This window comes from Roseovarius lutimaris (genome assembly GCF_900115165.1).
Classification (GTDB): Bacteria; Pseudomonadota; Alphaproteobacteria; order Rhodobacterales; family Rhodobacteraceae; genus Roseovarius; species Roseovarius lutimaris.
The window spans coordinates 138,233-155,010 of the sequence record NZ_FOVP01000008.1 but is presented as its reverse complement, the minus strand read 5'-3'; the positions used below and the strand labels follow the sequence as shown (position 1 = coordinate 155,010).

General features: G+C 61.6%; 13 protein-coding genes. 5 read left to right on the top strand and 8 right to left on the bottom strand.

Annotated features, from left to right (window positions below; translation table 11 throughout):
* Positions 1–99: 99 nt before the first annotated feature.
* Positions 100–1,920 carry an ABC transporter ATP-binding protein gene (locus tag BMZ91_RS08920; protein ID WP_092837272.1) on the top strand — a complete coding sequence of 607 codons (1,821 nt, stop codon included), beginning with the start codon at positions 100–102 and terminating at the stop codon, positions 1,918–1,920.
* A gap of 1 nt (position 1,921) precedes the next feature.
* Positions 1,922–3,097 (top strand): acetylornithine deacetylase, encoded by a 1,176-nt coding sequence (argE, locus tag BMZ91_RS08915; RefSeq protein WP_092837269.1) that lies wholly within the window; start codon positions 1,922–1,924, stop codon positions 3,095–3,097.
* On the opposite strand, the gene BMZ91_RS08910 is transcribed toward argE, so the two are convergent.
* Positions 3,094–5,370: a DEAD/DEAH box helicase gene (locus BMZ91_RS08910; RefSeq protein WP_177193824.1), complete on the bottom strand. Its 2,277-nt coding sequence runs from the start codon at positions 5,368–5,370 to the stop codon at positions 3,094–3,096. The genes argE and BMZ91_RS08910 overlap by 4 nt on opposite strands.
* Before the next feature lie 180 nt (positions 5,371–5,550).
* Between BMZ91_RS08910 and BMZ91_RS08905 the strand changes: the two genes are divergently transcribed.
* Positions 5,551–6,717: a M20 aminoacylase family protein gene (locus tag BMZ91_RS08905; RefSeq protein ID WP_092837266.1), complete on the top strand. Its 1,167-nt coding sequence runs from the start codon at positions 5,551–5,553 to the stop codon at positions 6,715–6,717.
* Between the two features lie 120 nt (positions 6,718–6,837).
* Here the strand turns inward: BMZ91_RS08905 and purB are convergent, their stop codons facing one another.
* Positions 6,838–8,142 carry an adenylosuccinate lyase gene (purB, locus tag BMZ91_RS08900; RefSeq protein ID WP_092837370.1) on the bottom strand — a complete coding sequence of 435 codons (1,305 nt, stop codon included), beginning with the start codon at positions 8,140–8,142 and terminating at the stop codon, positions 6,838–6,840.
* 150 nt (positions 8,143–8,292) lie between these two features.
* Between purB and BMZ91_RS08895 the strand changes: the two genes are divergently transcribed.
* Positions 8,293–9,063 carry a heme-dependent oxidative N-demethylase family protein gene (locus BMZ91_RS08895; protein ID WP_092837263.1) on the top strand — a complete coding sequence of 257 codons (771 nt, stop codon included), beginning with the start codon at positions 8,293–8,295 and terminating at the stop codon, positions 9,061–9,063.
* On the opposite strand, the gene BMZ91_RS08890 is transcribed toward BMZ91_RS08895, so the two are convergent.
* From BMZ91_RS08890 to BMZ91_RS08870, 5 genes are all read right to left on the bottom strand, one after another.
* Complete coding sequence (locus BMZ91_RS08890) at positions 9,024–9,719, bottom strand: hypothetical protein (RefSeq protein ID WP_092837260.1); 696 nt, start codon at positions 9,717–9,719, stop codon at positions 9,024–9,026. The two genes, BMZ91_RS08895 and BMZ91_RS08890, sit on opposite strands and share 40 nt — an antisense overlap.
* Before the next feature lie 99 nt (positions 9,720–9,818).
* Positions 9,819–10,601, bottom strand: a complete 783-nt coding sequence (locus BMZ91_RS08885) for a lytic murein transglycosylase (protein ID WP_092837257.1) — start codon at positions 10,599–10,601, stop codon at positions 9,819–9,821.
* A gap of 123 nt (positions 10,602–10,724) precedes the next feature.
* A complete protein-coding gene (locus tag BMZ91_RS08880; protein WP_245736275.1) occupies positions 10,725–11,576 on the bottom strand; it encodes a hypothetical protein in 852 nt (283 codons plus the stop codon).
* A gap of 212 nt (positions 11,577–11,788) precedes the next feature.
* Positions 11,789–13,195 carry a type I glutamate--ammonia ligase gene (gene glnA, locus BMZ91_RS08875; protein WP_092837251.1) on the bottom strand — a complete coding sequence of 469 codons (1,407 nt, stop codon included), beginning with the start codon at positions 13,193–13,195 and terminating at the stop codon, positions 11,789–11,791.
* 30 nt (positions 13,196–13,225) lie between these two features.
* Positions 13,226–13,564 carry a P-II family nitrogen regulator gene (locus BMZ91_RS08870; RefSeq protein WP_092837247.1) on the bottom strand — a complete coding sequence of 113 codons (339 nt, stop codon included), beginning with the start codon at positions 13,562–13,564 and terminating at the stop codon, positions 13,226–13,228.
* 173 nt (positions 13,565–13,737) lie between these two features.
* On the opposite strand from BMZ91_RS08870, the gene BMZ91_RS08865 reads away from it, so the two are divergent.
* Entirely contained in the window at positions 13,738–15,444 is a 1,707-nt protein-coding gene (locus BMZ91_RS08865; RefSeq protein WP_092837243.1) for an NAD(P)H-hydrate dehydratase, read from the top strand.
* A 262-nt stretch (positions 15,445–15,706) separates the two neighbouring features.
* On the opposite strand, the gene rsgA is transcribed toward BMZ91_RS08865, so the two are convergent.
* Entirely contained in the window at positions 15,707–16,741 is a 1,035-nt protein-coding gene (gene rsgA, locus BMZ91_RS08860; protein ID WP_092837367.1) for a ribosome small subunit-dependent GTPase A, read from the bottom strand.
* Positions 16,742–16,778 lie beyond the last annotated feature (37 nt).

The window sequence follows — 16,778 nt, the reverse complement described above, 5'->3', positions numbered from 1 at the left end:
TGCAGAACTTGCCGGTATGTGTGCCTGTTCGTTTGACAGCGGGCGCGCAAACTGAGTAGCGTTTGTGCAATCTCCTTCCGAGTGCAAAGGGCAAGGCGCATGCTTGATCACCCAATCGCCCGAATTGAAAACCTGCGGGTCAGTTTTCTGACCAAGGATGGCCCGGTCGTGGGGGTCAAGGACGTCTCGTTCGATGTCAACGCGGGCGAAACCGTCTGTATCGTCGGCGAATCCGGCTCTGGCAAATCGGTGTCATCGCTGTCGCTGATGCGACTGATCGAATATGGCGGTGGTACGATCGCGGGCGGGCGGATGCTGTTTGATCGCAAAGAGGGCGGCGAGATTGATCTTGCCCAGACCGATCAGAGCCTGATGCGCACCATTCGCGGCAATGAAATCGGGATGATCTTTCAGGAACCGATGACCGCGCTGAACCCGGTGTTTACCGTCGGGCGCCAGCTTGCCGAGGGGCTTCGGGTGCATCGCGGCATGGACAAGGCACAGGCGCGCGCGCGCTCGCTTGAACTGCTCAAAGAGGTTCGCATCCCCGAGGCCGAGCGTCGCCTCGATCAATACCCGCACGAATTATCCGGCGGCATGCGCCAGCGGGTGGTGATAGCCATGGCGCTTGCCTGCGCGCCGCGCCTGCTGATCGCGGACGAGCCGACAACCGCGCTTGACGTGACCATTCAGGCGGAAATTCTGGCGCTTATGGATCGGCTCAAGCGCGAAACCGGCACCGCCGTCATTTTCATCACCCATGACATGTCGGTGGTGGCGCAGATGGCCGACCGCGTCGTGGTGATGTTTCGCGGCACCAAGGTGGAAGAAGGCCCCGTCGAACAGATTTTCGAGGCGCCGACCCATGATTATACCAAGGCGCTTTTGGCCGCCGTGCCCAAATTGGGCGAGATGCGCGGCACCGCCTATCCCGAACCGATGAAGCTTTTGGGGCATGATGCCAGTGCCGTCAAACCGATTGTTGGCAGCGAGGATTTGTTACTTGAGGTCAAAGGCCTGACCACGCGATTTTCGGTCAAGGGCGGGTTTTTCCGCCGCACGATCGCCAATGTCCACGCGGTCGAGGATCTGTCGTTCACCCTCAACCGGGGCCGCACCCTGAGCCTTGTGGGCGAATCCGGCTGTGGCAAATCCACCGCCGGGCGCTCGATCCTGCGGCTGGTCGAGCCATCAGCCGGCGAGGTTGATCTTGACGGCGTCGATATCATGGCGCTCGATGCGGCGGCCCTGCGCCGGGCGCGGGTCGATATGCAGATGGTGTTTCAGGATCCGTTTGCCTCGCTCAATCCCCAGATGAAGCTGGCCGATCAGGTGGCCGAACCGATGCGCAACTATGGTCTTGTCAGCCGCTCCGAGATGGATGACCGGGTGGCGATGCTGTTTGACCGGGTCGAGCTGCCGCGCAGCTTTCTGCGCCGCTTTCCGCATGAGTTATCCGGCGGGCAGCGCCAAAGGGTGGCGATTGCCCGCGCGCTTGCGCTCAACCCGAAACTTATCGTCGCCGATGAGGCGGTCTCGGCGCTGGATGTCAGCGTTCAGGCGCAGGTGCTCAACCTGATGATGGAATTGCAGGCCGAGCTGGGCCTGAGCTATCTCTTCATCAGCCATGACATGGCCGTGGTCGAGCGCGTCAGCCATGATGTGGCGGTGATGTATCTTGGCCGCATTGTCGAACGCGGCCCGCGCCGCGCGGTCTTTGAAGACCCGCAACATCCTTATACGCAGGCGCTGCTCAAGGCGGTGCCGATCGCCGATCCGCGCCGCCGCAAATCCGAGAAGGATCTGAATTTCAAACCGATCCCCTCGCCGATCCACCCGGTGGATCATGACCCGGGCCCCTCGGTCTATCACGAGGTGACGCCGGGCCATTTCGTATTGACCTCTGACAGCGGATATTAGAATGACAACGCGCCTAAGCCCCTATGAGTTAATGGAAAAGCTGGTCAGCTTTCCCACCGTCAGTCGCGACAGCAACCTGCCACTGGTGGATTGGGTCGAAGGCTATCTCAACAGCCATGGCATCACCGCGCATCGCCATTATGACGAGACCGGCGAAAAGGCGGCGCTGTTTGCCCATGTCGGCCCCGAGGTGGCGGGAGGCGTTGTCCTGTCGGGGCATACAGATGTGGTGCCGGTCGATGGCCAACCCTGGGCCGGTGATCCGTTCACGGTGGTTGAGCGGGACGGCAAATATTACGGGCGTGGCTGTTGCGACATGAAGGGCTTTGACGCGCTCGCGATCTGGGCGCTGGTCGAGGCACATCAGATGGGCGTCGCGCGGCCTCTACAACTGGCGCTGAGTTACGACGAAGAGGTCGGCTGTGTCGGCGCGCCGCCGATGATCGAGCGGATGCTTGAGGTGCTGCCAAAGGCAGAGCTGGCGATTATCGGCGAGCCCTCGATGATGCAAACGGTGACCGGCCACAAGGGCGGGATTGGCCATAATGTGCATGCCATCGGCTTTGAGGTGCATTCCTCGCTGATGCATACCGGGGTCAATGCGATCATGGCCTCGGCACCGCTGATTGACTGGGCGAACCGGATGAATGCCGAAAACCGCGCGCGCGTGCCCTCCGAGCTTGCCGCGATGTTCGAGCCCCCCTGGACAACCGTGCATGTCGGCATGATCGAGGGCGGCACGGCCCATAACATCACCGCCAAGGATTGCCGCTTTGGCATGGATTTCCGGGTGGTGCCGGGCGAAGACCCCGAAGAGTGGAGCGCGCGTTTCATGGCCGAGGTGGCCAGGGTCGAGGCCGCGATGCAGGCGGTTCACCCCGAGGCGCGGATTGATGTCACACCGAAATTTCTGGTGCCGGGTCTCAAACCCGAAGAGGGCGGCGCCGCCGAGGCGTTCGTCCGCCAGATCACCGGCGACAATGCCAGCCATGTGGTCAGCTATGGCACCGAAGCCGGGCAGTTTCAGGAGCGCGGCTATTCGGCGGTGATCTGTGGCCCCGGAAATATCGCGCAGGCGCACCAGCCCGACGAATTCATCACCAAGGCCCAGTTCGAGGCCGGGCACGAGTTCATGCGTGGCCTTCTGGCCCGGCTGAACCGGGCCGGGGCCGCCTAGGGTTTATTGCGCTTGGGGGGCGTAGAGCCGCCAAAGCCCGGACGGCCCTTGGGCGGGCCGCCTTTGCCAGCGGGCTTTTTACCCGGACCTTTGCCAAATGGCTTGCCGCCGCCCGGTTTGCCCGGTTTCGCGGCCGTGCCCGGCGGGGTAAAGCGGCGGCTGGAATCGGTTGCGGGGTTGTGCTTTGGTTTGGCGGGATCTGCGGTGCGATCCGCGGCTTTGGCATAGGGTTTTCCGGCGGGTTTTCCGGCGGGTTTGCCAAAGGGCTTTCCGCCAGCCTTGCCAAACGGCTTGCCGCCCGGTTTGCCCGCCGCCTTGTCATAGGGCTTTGACGCTGGTTTTCCCTTGGCGGCCCCTGCCGGTTTGCTGTCCCAGACCTTTTTGGCCGCCTTATGGGCGGGTTTGTCGCCGGTCTGCTTGCGCAGCGGCGTGACCGCGCCTTCTTCCACCGCCTTGGTCATCGGGGTGGATTTGGGCTTGTCAAAGCGCGCCTTCTCCGCGCGGGGCTTGTCACCAGATTTATCGGTCGCCGGTTTTTTATAGGCCGGTTTCTCCGAGGCGGGTCTTGCTGCGGGGGCCGCATCGGCGCGCGGTTTATAGCGTGCGCTGTCGCCGTCATTGTCACGTGCTGGGCGGGCATCGCGGCGCGGGCCACGGTCATCGCGCGGCGGGCGCGGGCCAGAGCTGCGACCAAGATCGGGCGCGCCCTCGACGCGGCGCACGTTCACGCCATCCTCAAGCTTGCCGTCGGCCCCAATCGCGGCCCAGAATCCTGTGGCGCTGGCCTCGGTCAGCTCAACAAATGTCTCGGTGGGCTGAACCCGGATCGCGCCGATGCAATCCTTGTCCAGATTGCCCGCGCGGCACAAAAGCGGCAGCAACCATCGCGCCTCGGCCCGGTCATTGGCACCAACCGAAAGGGCAAACCAAGTGCTCGGCCCAAAGGGCTTGTGCTCTTTGGCGGGCGGGCGGCTGTCGGGCGGGCTTAGCTCTTCGGGCGCGGACCAGCTTGACTGATAAAGCCGCAGATAGGCCGCCGCGATGCGCTCGGGGCTGTGGTTGGCCAAAAGCTGTGTGGCAAAGGCCGCCTCGGTGGGCGAGGGCTCTTCGGTCCAGACCGGATCGGACAACAGCCGCTCGTGATCGCGCGCCTCGATATCCTCGGGCGTCGGCGGGGTCGTCCACTCGGCGGTGATCTTGGCGAATTTCAACAGCCGCTCGGCCTTTTTCAGGGTCTTGGCCGGAACGATAAGGGCCGAAATCCCCTTGCGCCCGGCGCGCCCGGTGCGCCCCGAACGGTGCAAAAGTGCCTCGGAGTTGCTTGGCAATTCGGCGTGAATGACAAGTTCGAGATTGGGCAGGTCGATGCCGCGCGCCGCCACATCGGTGGCCACGCAAACCCGCGCGCGCCCGTCGCGCATCGCCTGAAGCGCATGGGTGCGTTCGCTCTGGCTTAGCTCGCCGGAGAGCGAGACAACCGAAAAGCCGCGATTGGCAAACCGCGCGGTCAGGCGCGCCACGGTGGCCCGGGTATTGGCAAAGACGATCGCGTTTTGCGCATCATGATAGCGCAGCAGGTTGATCACCGCGCTTTCGGCATCCTGCGGCGCGACGCGCAGCGCCTGATAGGTGATATCGGCGTGCTGCTTGGTGCCCGATTGGGTGCTCACGCGCACGGCGTCGCGCTGAAACTGTTGCGCAAGCTTGGCGATCATCGGCGGCACGGTGGCCGAGAACATCAGCGTGCGCCGGTCCTCGGGCGCGGCGGCCAGCATGAATTCCAGATCCTCGCGAAAGCCAAGGTCGAGCATTTCATCGGCCTCGTCCAGCACGACCGCGCGCAGCGAGGTCATGTCAAGCGAGCCGCGCTTGATGTGATCGCAAAGCCGCCCCGGCGTGCCGACGACGATATGTGCGCCCCGGTCCAGCGTGCGGCGCTCGTCGCGCATATCCATCCCGCCGACACAGCTTGCAACCCGCGCGCCGGCCTCGGCATAAAGCCAGCTCAGCTCGCGCATCACCTGAAACGCCAACTCGCGCGTGGGCGCCACGATCAGGGCCAGCGGCGCTGCGGCGCGGGGCAGGGTCTCGCTTTCGCCCAGAAGGGTCGGTGCGATGGCAAGCCCAAAGCCCACCGTCTTGCCCGAGCCGGTCTGGGCCGACACCAGCAAGTCAGAGGTGGCAAGGTCTGGGTCTGTGACCGCCTCCTGCACGGCTGTCAGGGTGTCATAGCCGCGCGCGGCAAGGGTTTTGGATAGGCTGGAGATGATCATTGATGGGTCTGCTTTGGTAGGGGGAAGGGGCGCATATGGGCGCAAGCCGCGACCCATAACGGACATGTGCGCGGATGTATATGGCCAAATGCCCGCAGGGGGCCCGCGCCCCCCTTGCCGCGACGCCGCGTTTGCGCCACGCTATGGGCAAACCTCACAGATATCAGGAGATCATGCGTCATGGCCGTCAAGAACCGCTTTGCCGAATTACACGATGAGATCACCGCCGTACGGCGCGACATTCACCAGCATCCCGAGATTTTGTACGACACCCATCGCACAAGTGCGCTGGTGGCCGACAAGCTTCGCGCCTTTGGCTGTGACGAGGTGGTGACCGGCATCGGGCGCACCGGTGTGGTAGGCGTGATCAAGGGCAACAGCACCGGGTCAGGTAAGGTGGTGGGGTTGCGCGCGGATATGGACGCGCTGCCGATCCATGAAAACACCGGCGTGGAGTATGCCAGCAAGACGCCCGGCGCGATGCATGCCTGCGGGCACGACGGGCATACGGCGATGTTGCTTGGCGCGGCGCAATACCTGGCGGAGACCCGCAATTTCGATGGCACCGCCGTGGTGATCTTTCAGCCTGCCGAAGAAGGCGGCGCAGGCGCGCGCGAGATGTGCGAGGACGGATTGATGGAGCGGTTCGGCGTGCAGGAAGTCTATGGCATGCACAACTGGCCGGGGCAGCCGATCGGATCTTTTGCCATTCGTCCGGGCAGCTTTTTCGCCGCCACCGATCAGTTCGATATCGAGCTTACGGGCAAGGGCGGCCATGCGGCCAAGCCGCATGAGACCGTCGATACCACTGTGATGGCGGCGCATCTTGTCACGATGCTTCAGACCATCGCCAGCCGCAATGCCGATCCGGTGGATCAGGTTGTGGTCTCGGTCACCTCGTTTCAGACCTCATCGAATGCCTTCAACGTTATCCCGCAAAAGGTGCATCTCAAGGGCACGGTGCGCACCATGAGCGCCGGGATGCGTGACCTTGCGGAAACGCGGCTTAAAGCGATTGCCGAAAGCGTGGCGGATGGTCTTGGCGGGCGTGCCGAGGTCAGCTATTACCGGGGCTATCCGGTGATGATCAACCACGAGGAACAGACTGAATTTGCCGCCCAAGTGGCGCAAAAGATCAGCGGCGCGTGCAATGAGGCGCCGCTTGTCATGGGCGGCGAGGATTTCGCCTTTATGCTCGAAGAGCGGCCCGGCGCCTATATCCTGATCGGCAATGGCGACACGGCAATGGTGCATAACCCGGATTACAACTTCAACGACGAGGCGATTCCCGCAGGCTGTAGCTGGTGGGCGGGCATTGTCGAAGACCGGATGCCCGCGACACATTGAGGGCGGGCAGGGGGCGCTGCCCCCAGCCTGAGAAAATTCGGCGAATTTTCTCAGGCTCCCCCGGAGTATTTCTGGAAAGATGAAAGTCGGGCGGGGGCTGTTGCAAGCTCCGGCCCGGGTTCAGGTGCCGAAAACGCGGGCGAAGATCGTGTCGACATGTTTGGTGTGATAGCCAAGGTCGAATTTTTCCTCGATCTCTGCGGCGCTCAGCGCCTTGAGAACGTCAGCGTCGGCCAAAAGCTCGGTTTTGAAATCCTTGCCCTCTTCCCAGACCTTCATCGCGTTGCGCTGCACCAGCTTATAGGCATCCTCGCGCGACACGCCGGCCTGGGTGAGGGCGAGAAGCACGCGTTGGCTCATCACCAAACCGCGGAATTTGTTCATGTTGGCCAGCATGTTGTCGGGGTAGATCACCAGTTTTTCGACAACATTTGTCAGCCGCGCCAGAGCGAAATCAAGCGTCACCGTGGTATCCGGGCCGATGGTACGCTCGACGGAAGAATGCGAGATATCGCGTTCGTGCCAGAGGGCGACATTTTCCATTGCCGGGATCACCGACATGCGCACCAGGCGGGCCAGACCGGTCAGGTTTTCGGTCAGCACCGGGTTGCGTTTATGCGGCATCGCCGAGGAGCCTTTTTGCCCGGCCGAGAAGAATTCTTCGGCCTCAAGCACCTCGGTGCGTTGCATGTGGCGCACTTCGATGGCGATGTTCTCGATCGAGCTTGCGATCACGCCAAGCGTGGCGAAAAAGGCTGCATGACGGTCACGCGGAATGACCTGGGTGCTGATCGGTTCGGGGGTCAGGCCAAGTTGGGCGCAGACATGTTCCTCGACCGCCGGGTCAATATTGGCGAAGGTGCCGACTGCGCCCGAGATCGCGCCGGTGGCGATCTCTTCGCGCGCGGTTTTGAGGCGGCGCAGGTTGCGATTCATTTCGGCGTAAAACCGTGCGAAGGTCAGGCCCATGGTGGTCGGTTCGGCGTGGATGCCGTGGCTGCGCCCGATGCGCACCGTGTCTTTATGTTCCTGAGCGCGGCGTTTCAGAGCGGCCAAAAGCCCCTCCAGATCCGCAATCAGGATATCGGCGGCGCGGGTCAGTTGGACATTAAAGCAAGTGTCAAGCACGTCCGAGCTTGTCATGCCCTGATGCACAAAGCGCGCCTCGTCGCTGCCGACATGTTCGGCAAGGTGAGTAAGGAAGGCGATCACGTCATGTTTGGTCACCGCCTCGATTTCATCAATCCGGGCGACGTCAAAGGTCACGTCCCTGGCTTTCCAGACCGCCTCGGCATTGGCGCGCGGAATGACGCCGATATCGGCCATCGCGTCGCAGGCATGGGCCTCGATCTCGTACCAGATGCGGAATTTGGTTTCGGGCGACCAGATGGCGACCATGTCGGGGCGGGAATAGCGGGGAATCATCGGCGATCCTTGCAAATACAGTGACAAACGGGGTTCGTCGCGCTTGTAATGCGTCAGGCTGCGCGCGGCAAGCCGGGCCTTGTGCGGCAAAGCGGCTGGGGAATGCAATTTGGGGATGCGGGCCGGATTCGCATCGGCTAAGACTGCCGCATGACCGAGATTTTACAGACAAGCCTGCCCTATGCGGCAAATCTGGCACGCCCCTTGCCGGGGATCGCCCCCCTGCCTTTGGCCGAGTGGCTGATGGTGGATGAGGCCTTTGGCGCGCAAATGCAAGAGCGCGCGCGGCTGTTGCGCGATCAGCGCGCCGATGTGCTTGCGGTAACGCCCCAAGGCGCGGCGGCGGCGCAGGAATTGCTGGACTATGTGCTGGCCTGGCTGGCCGAATATGCGCCGGGCTATGACATCCGCGCGGATCAGGCCACACGCCCCGATGGCATCAAGGTCAAGCTGGATCACGGCGATCCGATGGGCACGCTTGGGCATCTGGTGCAAGAGGATCTGTGCCTGTTGGAAAAACAGGGCGACGAGCATGTCTTGACGGCTGCCGTGCTGTGTTTTCCGGCAAGTTGGCGGCTGGCCGACAAGATCGACCGCCCGCTGACGTCGATCCATGTGCCGGTGCCCGAATATGACGCGGGCCTTGCGCGGCGGGTGCAGCGGCTTTTTGACGGGGTGCAGGTTGATCGCCCGCTCTGGCGGTTCAACGCCCTGCGCTACGCCGACCCGAAGCTGCATCAACCGCGCGCGCGTCTTCAGTCACGTGTCACGGGCGGGGCGGATTATCCCTATCTGCGCTCAGAGCGGCAATGCGTGTTGCGCCTGCCCAGGACACGGGCCTGTGTGTTCTCGATCCACACCTTTGTGCTGGACGAACGCCTTCAGGTGGCAAGCGGCGCGGCCTCGCGCAGAAACGTATAGGTCAGAAGCGCGGCGCCGATCGGGGGCGCGTGCAGGAACAAGGTCACCCCGAAGGTCACAATCGTCAGGCGTATCGGCACAGAGGCCTCTGGCAGGATCAGCTGTGCATCGTCCACATCATCCGGCGGGCGGCCCTGGCGCGGGGGCGCGGTTTTCGCAGATTTACCCTTGGTGGCAGCCTTTTTTGCCTTCGTGCGCGTCGCCCGGCGGGCGCGGTCCATGGGCATATCGCCCGAGGTGCTTGCCAGCAATTCGAATGTGTCATCCATCAACCCGCTGGCAATCGGTTGATTGGCTGCACCGCGCAGAACCGCATCAAAGGGCAGGTAGTCGCGCACCCGTTCAACGATGCGACGCAGCAGCAGGTCATAGGTCTCTGCCTTGATCGGGGTCGGGCGCCTTGCGTCTTTGGGGCCGACCGCGATCACAAGGTAGTGCGGCGCGTTTTCTGAGAGCGACGGCAACCAGCCAAGGGCGATGCGCAGGGTTTCGCGATCAATCAACGCAATATCCTCGCCATCCCAGGTCAGGCTTCGCACCTGCGTCGAGAGGTGTTGCAAGGCGATGTCGAATTCCTCGACGATGTCAGGGAAATCCATCCCTGGCAGGTCGTGATATTCCAATGCGGCAATCTGGCCGTGGGGGTGTCTGCTCATGGTGTGGCCTGTTGATCTTGGGGTTGAACAAGGGGAACCGGTCAAACGTGGCACAAAAGAGAACGTCTTGTGGCGAGGCGCGGCTAAGCGGAGGGGCGCCTAGCCCCCGTCGATGCGCGCCGCCATGATCGCAATCGCCTTTTGATAGACGCTTGCGGCATTCCATTGCTGGATGACGGCGAAATTGGGCTGGCCCTCGCGATAGCCCTGGCCGGGCTGCCAGCCCTTCTGGCGCAGGAAATTCGCGGTCGAAGCCATGGCGTCGGCAAGGTCATAGAAATCGATCCGCCCGTCGCCATTGGCATCAACGCCATAGGTCAGGGCGTTGCCGGGCAGAAACTGGGTATGGCCCAGCTCGCCGTGTCTGGCGCCTTTGGTCTGGGCGGTGATCGCGCCCCTATCGACCAGCTTGAGCGCCCCAAGGGCATGCGGGCGAAAGAAATCGGAACGGCGGCAATCATAGGTCAGGGTCACGATCGCCGAGACCACCTCGCTGTCGCCCATAAAGCCGCCAAAGCCGGTTTCCATGCCATGAATGGCAATCAACACGCCGGCCTGCACGCCAAAGCGCTTCTCAAGCGCGGCATAGAACGCCGCGTTGCGGGCCTTGCGTTTGCGCCCCTGGGCCACGATCGTGTCGGCGCCGCGCACTTTCATGAATTTATCGAGCGAGTAGCGAAAGCTTTTCTGATTGCGATCCGCCGCGATGGTGCGGCTGGCATAGCGGGCATCTGCAAGTGCCGCCAGGCCGCGTTGCCCGACGCCCTCGCGTGCGGCCTCTTTTGCAAAAGCGGCTTTCCAGCCGGAAAACCCGTCTGCCGTATTTCCACAGGGCGCGGCCGTGGCGGCCCCTGCAAGACCAAAGCACAGAGAGAGCCCCATCAGAACGGGCCGGATTATATAGTTTGGCGACATCACAACACTCCTGTAAAAACCAATCGCCGCAAGTCTAGCCGATTGCCGGGGTTGCACAATGGCTCTGCCTGGGGAAGAGGTCGCCATGGGTTATCCCAACAGGCTCTGAAGGGCGCTCATCGCACTTGCGGTGGTCCCAAAGGTCTGAAACGTGATGAACGTCCCGGTCAGCGCCGCCGTCTGCGCCGTCAACCGCAGGTTTTCACCGCGCAGCAGGTTGAAAACAGCAAGGGCGGCCGCCATCGGCAGGGCAAACAGCCCCAGAGTGATGGTCAGCAGCCAGACCGAGAGGCGCAAGGGCGTGGTCTTTTCACGGATATCATCGGTGCTGTCGGGCCGGGCAATCTGATCCTCGCGAAAGGTTGTGCGCAGAGCGCCCTCAATCGGGTCATCGCACGTCAGACGGGCCTGAAGCACATGGTTGGTTTCCTCGATGCCAGGCAGGGTGTGGCGCCGTGGCATGGCCTTTGGCGTCTCCATGACGACGTCGCATGCAAGATCCTCATTGGCCGGTTCTTCCTCGGGCAGGGTCGTGGCCATTTCAAAATCGGCGCTGCTCAGGAGAGCCCGCGGGTCAATCCACTGAACATAGTCGGGCGACAGGCTGCGGTGCAGGGTCTGAAGCACATGCGCCATGATCGACTGGTTGCAGCGCTGGTCCTGATCTTCATCCGGGTCAAACCGGGTCAAGGTCAGTGCCAGAAAATGCGCGGCAGGGCGACCAAGGGCGGCCACGTGGTAGTCGGCCTTGATATCAATGCAGAGCTCGAAATCAGCCGTGCGTATCGTCACCGTGTCATCCGAAAGGACCGAAAACCCGCCAACCTGCGCGTCAAGCCTGTCCAATGTGGCGCAAACTCGATTTCCGATCATCACGATGTCAAGTGTTCTCGTACCGAGAAATACTAGCCCTGACGTAACCCTGTGAGTGGTTCTGGTCATGGTACAATCCGTCCATAGGTTATCAACCCTTCAAGGAATAACCGCCAAAGTTGTATCTCTTTTGTTTCAAATATGAATAGTTTGAGGCAATCACCCGATTTTGGTGGTTTTGGATCGAATTTGGTAACAGTCCCGTGAAAAAAAGAGAGCGTCCCGTGTCGGGGGCGCTCTCAGGGTGTGATATCGCGGCTAATTTGTGGCCGCGGGCCGCCTTAGCAGCTGTAGTACATGCCGAACTCGACCGGGTGGGGTGTGTGCTCGTACTGATGCACCTCTTCCATCTTGAGGGCGATATAGCCGTCGATCTGATCCTTGGTGAACACGTCACCGGCCAGAAGGAAATCGTGATCGGCGGCAAGACACTCAAGCGCTTCGCGCAGGCTGCCACAAACGGTGGGGATGTCCTTGAGTTCTTCGGCGGGCAGATCGTAAAGGTTCTTGTCCATCGCTTCGCCGGGATCAATCTTGGATTTGATACCGTCAAGGCCAGCCATCAGCAGAGCCGCAAACGCCAGATAGGGGTTGGCCGCCGGATCGGGGAAGCGGGCCTCGACGCGCTTGGCCTTGGGCGATTCCGTCCACGGGATACGAACGCAGCCCGAGCGGTTACGGGCCGAATAGGCGCGCAGAACCGGGGCCTCGAAACCGGGGATCAGGCGCTTATAGCTGTTGGTCGCCGGGTTGGTGAAGGCGTTCAGCGTTTTGGCGTGCTTGAGAATGCCGCCGATGAAATACAGCGCTTCCTGGCTCAGGTCGGCATATTTATCGCCTGCGAAAAGCGGCTTGCCGTCCTTCCAGATCGACATGTTCACATGCATGCCTGACCCGTTATCACCATAGATCGGCTTGGGCATGAAGGTGGCCGATTTGCCATAGGCATGGGCGACGTTGTGGATCACGTATTTGTATTTCTGGATCTCGTCGGCCTGTTTGGTCAGCGAGCCAAAGATCAGGCCAAGCTCATGCTGACAGCTGGCCACTTCGTGGTGGTGCTTGTCAACTTTCATGCCAAGGCGCTTCATGGTGCTGAGCATTTCGGCGCGGATATCTTGCGCGTCATCCACCGGGTTGACCGGGAAATAGCCACCCTTAAGGCCCGGGCGGTGACCCGTGTTGCCCATTTCATACTCGGTATCGGTGTTCCAGGACGCATCAACCGCGTCGACTTCATAGGACACCTTGTTGATCGAGTTCGAAAAGCGAACGTCGTCAAACAGGAAGAACTCGGCCTCGGGGCCAAAGAAGGCGCTGTCGCCGATGCCAGAAGATTTGAGGTAAGCCTCGGCTTTTTCGGCGGTGCCGCGCGGATCGCGGGGATAGGATTCACCGGTGTCGGGCTCAACAACCGAGCAATGCACACAGAGCGTTTTCTCCGCATAGAACGGATCAACATAGGCGCTTTCGGTGTCGGGCATGAGTTTCATGTCGGAGGCTTCGATCGACTTCCAGCCGGCGATTGACGAGCCGTCAAACATGAACCCTTCGTCAAGGAAATCTTCGTCGACCAGATCGGCGACAATGGTGACGTGCTGCAACTTGCCGCGCGGGTCGGTAAAGCGGATGTCGACATATTCGATGTCTTCATCCTTGATCAGCTTGAGAACTGCGTCCTTGCTCATTCTCTTGTCCTTTTCTTACTGGAGTAGGGGTTACAGCGCGTCCGAGCCGGTTTCGCCGGTACGGATGCGGATGGCTTGTTCGACCGGGCTGACAAAAATCTTGCCATCGCCGATCTTGTCGGTTTTTGCCGCGTCGATGATGGCTTCGATCGCAGCATCGACCTGATCATCGTCAAGCACGACGTCGATTTTCACCTTCGGCAGGAAATCAACGACGTATTCGGCGCCACGGTAAAGCTCTGTATGGCCTTTCTGACGGCCAAAGCCTTTGACCTCGATGACCGAGAGGCCCTGAATGCCCGCATCCTGCAAAGCTTCCTTTACCTCGTCGAGTTTGAACGGTTTGATGATCGCTTCGATCTTTTTCATCGGCTCGGGCCTCCTCGGCTGTCGTTTCGCGATGTGCAGATCACTTCTCAGGGGTATGCTCAATCGGTTAGGGTCGGGAATGTGGGTGAAAACGGCGGTGAAAATCTACGTCGCCCAAAAAATAGGCAGTATGCGCATAAAATGCGCGAAATTGAATCGCAGGGATTGATGACATGACCGAATTACTCACCGCCGCCCAGATGCGCAGCCTTGAAACAGCCGCAATCGAGTCGGGTGAGGTGACCGGTCTGGAGCTTATGGAACGCGCCGGGCGCGGCGTGGTCGAGGCGGTGTTCGAGGAATGGCCAGCGTATCGCAACGCTCCTCAAAGTGTCGCAATTTTATGCGGACCCGGCAACAATGGTGGTGATGGGTTTGTCGTGGCGCGGTTGCTGTATGGAAAAGGCTGGCAAGTAGGTGTTTTTCTTTGTGGTGACCCCGAGAAACTCCCGCCGGATGCCAAAACAAATTACGAACTCTGGGTGGCCGACGGTCCGGTGGCGGAACTTTCGGAAAAAGCGCTCCGGGCGATGCCTTATACGCTTTACATAGATGCCTTGTTTGGCACGGGTTTGACGCGACCACTGGAGGGCGCCGCCAAGGATGTTATTTCACATATGGCGGGCCGCAATGGCGATGACTTCAGCGATGCTCTCATTTGCATTGATGCACCGTCGGGTTTGTGCACGGATAGTGGCCGTATTGTCGGGAGCGACAGCTCTGGCTTTGCAAATGATATCAATCGTTTTGCCAAACTCACGGTAGCTTTCGACAGTCCCAAAGCCGGGCACTTTATTGGCCATGGTCCGGGTTTGTGTGGCAAGCTTGTTGTCAAGGATATCGGGCTGCAGAACTGGCGGTGTTTCCAGCCAAGCAAGAATGCCAAGCCCGGCAGCAGGCCCTTTGTCCTGCGCGACGGGAAAGCCGTGGGCATACTTCGCCCGCAGATGTTGGAACTCATTGGGCCTGACCGTCTCGTCGATGATATTCGCTATCGGTATCAGCCTGGCTGGCCTTGGGACAGTTTGGGAAAAGCAGGATGGGGCAATCACAAATACTCTCACGGCCATGCACTGATCCTTTCCGGCGGTGCAGGCAAGACCGGCGCGGCGCGGCTGGCGGCGCGTGGTGCGCTTCGGATCGGGGCAGGGGTGGTGACGCTTGGCGTGCCGCCCGTCGCGCAGATGGAGGTGGCAGGGCAGATCACCGCGCTGATGTTGCGGCGGATCGAGGATGCGTCGGCCTTGACTGCGGTGCTGGCGGACAAGCGGATCACTGCGCTTTGCCTGGGGCCCGGGATGGGGATAGATCAGCGAGGCGAGGCACTGGTCAAGGCGGCACTGGAGGCGCGTGGGTTTCACCCACCCTACGAGGGACGGTCGGTTGTATTGGATGCGGATGCGTTGACGCTGATTTCGCAGGATGAGGCGCTGTTTGGGATGTTGCACGAGCGGTGCATTCTGACCCCGCATGCAGGGGAATTCGCGCGGTTGTTTCCCGATATTGCGGCGAAACTAACTGCACCTGCGGTCAGCGGACCGGCCTATTCCAAGGTCGATGCAACCCGCGAGGCGGCGAAGCGGGCGGGCTGCGTGGTACTATTCAAGGGGCCGGATACGGTTATTGCGGCCCCCTCGGGCGCGTGCAGGATAAGTTCGGCGCATTACGCGCGCGCCGCACCCTGGCTGGCGACCGCCGGCTCGGGTGACGTTCTGGCAGGGTTTATCACCGGGCTTTTGGCGCGGGGATTTGCGCCGATGCAGGCAGCAGAGACTGCCGCCTGGCTGCACGTGGACTGCGCGCTTGCATTCGGCCCGGGCCTGATTGCCGAGGATCTGCCCGAAACCTTGCCCGCAGTCTTGCGCGCGCTTGAGGTTTAGGGCGTGGCGCGTTCATTGGAATTCACGCGACATGCTCTGACGTATTGAGTTCGCATGTTCGAGGCGCTCAAAAGCGGGTCCGCTACGACAGCCATGAGCAGTTGCAGGCAGATCTCAACGACGTCTTGGCGGCATAGAATTTTGCGCGACGCCCGAAGACATGCGGCAGCCTCACCCCATACGAATACATCTGCAAATTCCGGACATCAGAGCCGGAAAGAGCCAAACTCGATCCACCCTATCAGATGCCGGGACTGAACACCTAGCGTTTGTGGCGGGTTTTCTTGATGGTCTTGTTGCCGCGCGGCCCGGTGGCGACCGGGGTGTTGACGCGGTTTTCCGTATCAAGCTTGCGCCAGCGTTCCAGACGGCCCGGATCAAGCGTGCCTGCCGCAACGGCGGCCTGCACCGCACAGCCTGGCTCATGCGCGTGGGTGCAGTCGCGAAACCGGCACTCTGGCGCAAGCTCGGCGATCTCGGCAAACAGCGTGTCGAGTCCGGCGCCGACATCGCTGACGTGAAGCGAGCGCATGCCGGGTGTGTCGATCGCCAGCCCGCCACCCTTGACCGCGTGCAGTGAGCGCGAGGTGGTCGTGTGGCGCCCCTTGGCGTCATCCTCGCGGATGCCGCTGGTGGGTTGCGCCGCCGCGTCGTCCTTGGCGGCAAGGGTGTTGAGCAGGGTCGATTTGCCCACACCCGACGAGCCGACAAGCGCCACGGTCTGACCGGGCGCGCACCATGGCGCGAGGGCGGTGGCGGCCTCGGGGTCTTTGGCGTTGAGCGTGACCACCGCGAGCCCGCGTTGCAGGGCCGCCGCGCGGCTCTGGTAGCTTGCGGCATCCTTTGCCATATCGGCCTTGGTCAAGAGGATCACCGGCGTCGTTCCGGCCTCATTGGCAAGGGCAAGGTAACGCTCAAGCCGCGCCGGGTTAAAATCGGCGTTGCAGGAGGTGACGATGAAGAGCGTGTCGATATTGGCGGCAATCAGCTGCGGCGCGCGGGTGCCCTCGGTGCGCCGCCGCAACAGTGATTTCCGCTCGAGTCGGCGGCTGACGGTGTCGGTCTCCGGATCGACAAGAACCCAGTCCCCGACGGCGAAATCGGTGGTGCTGGCATGGGCGGGCAGGTTGAGCTTGACAGCGCCCGAGGGCGAAAAGGCAGTGACCCGCGAGCGATGCACGGTCGCGATGCGCATCGGTGCAAGCGCGGTCTCATCGGGCGTTACCTGATCCTCAAACCCCTTTGACCAGCCGAGGGCGGCCAGGGAATTGGGAGAGGGGGGGCGGGTCTCTGTCATGTCTGATGCATGAATGCGGCGCCACTTGGATGCAAGC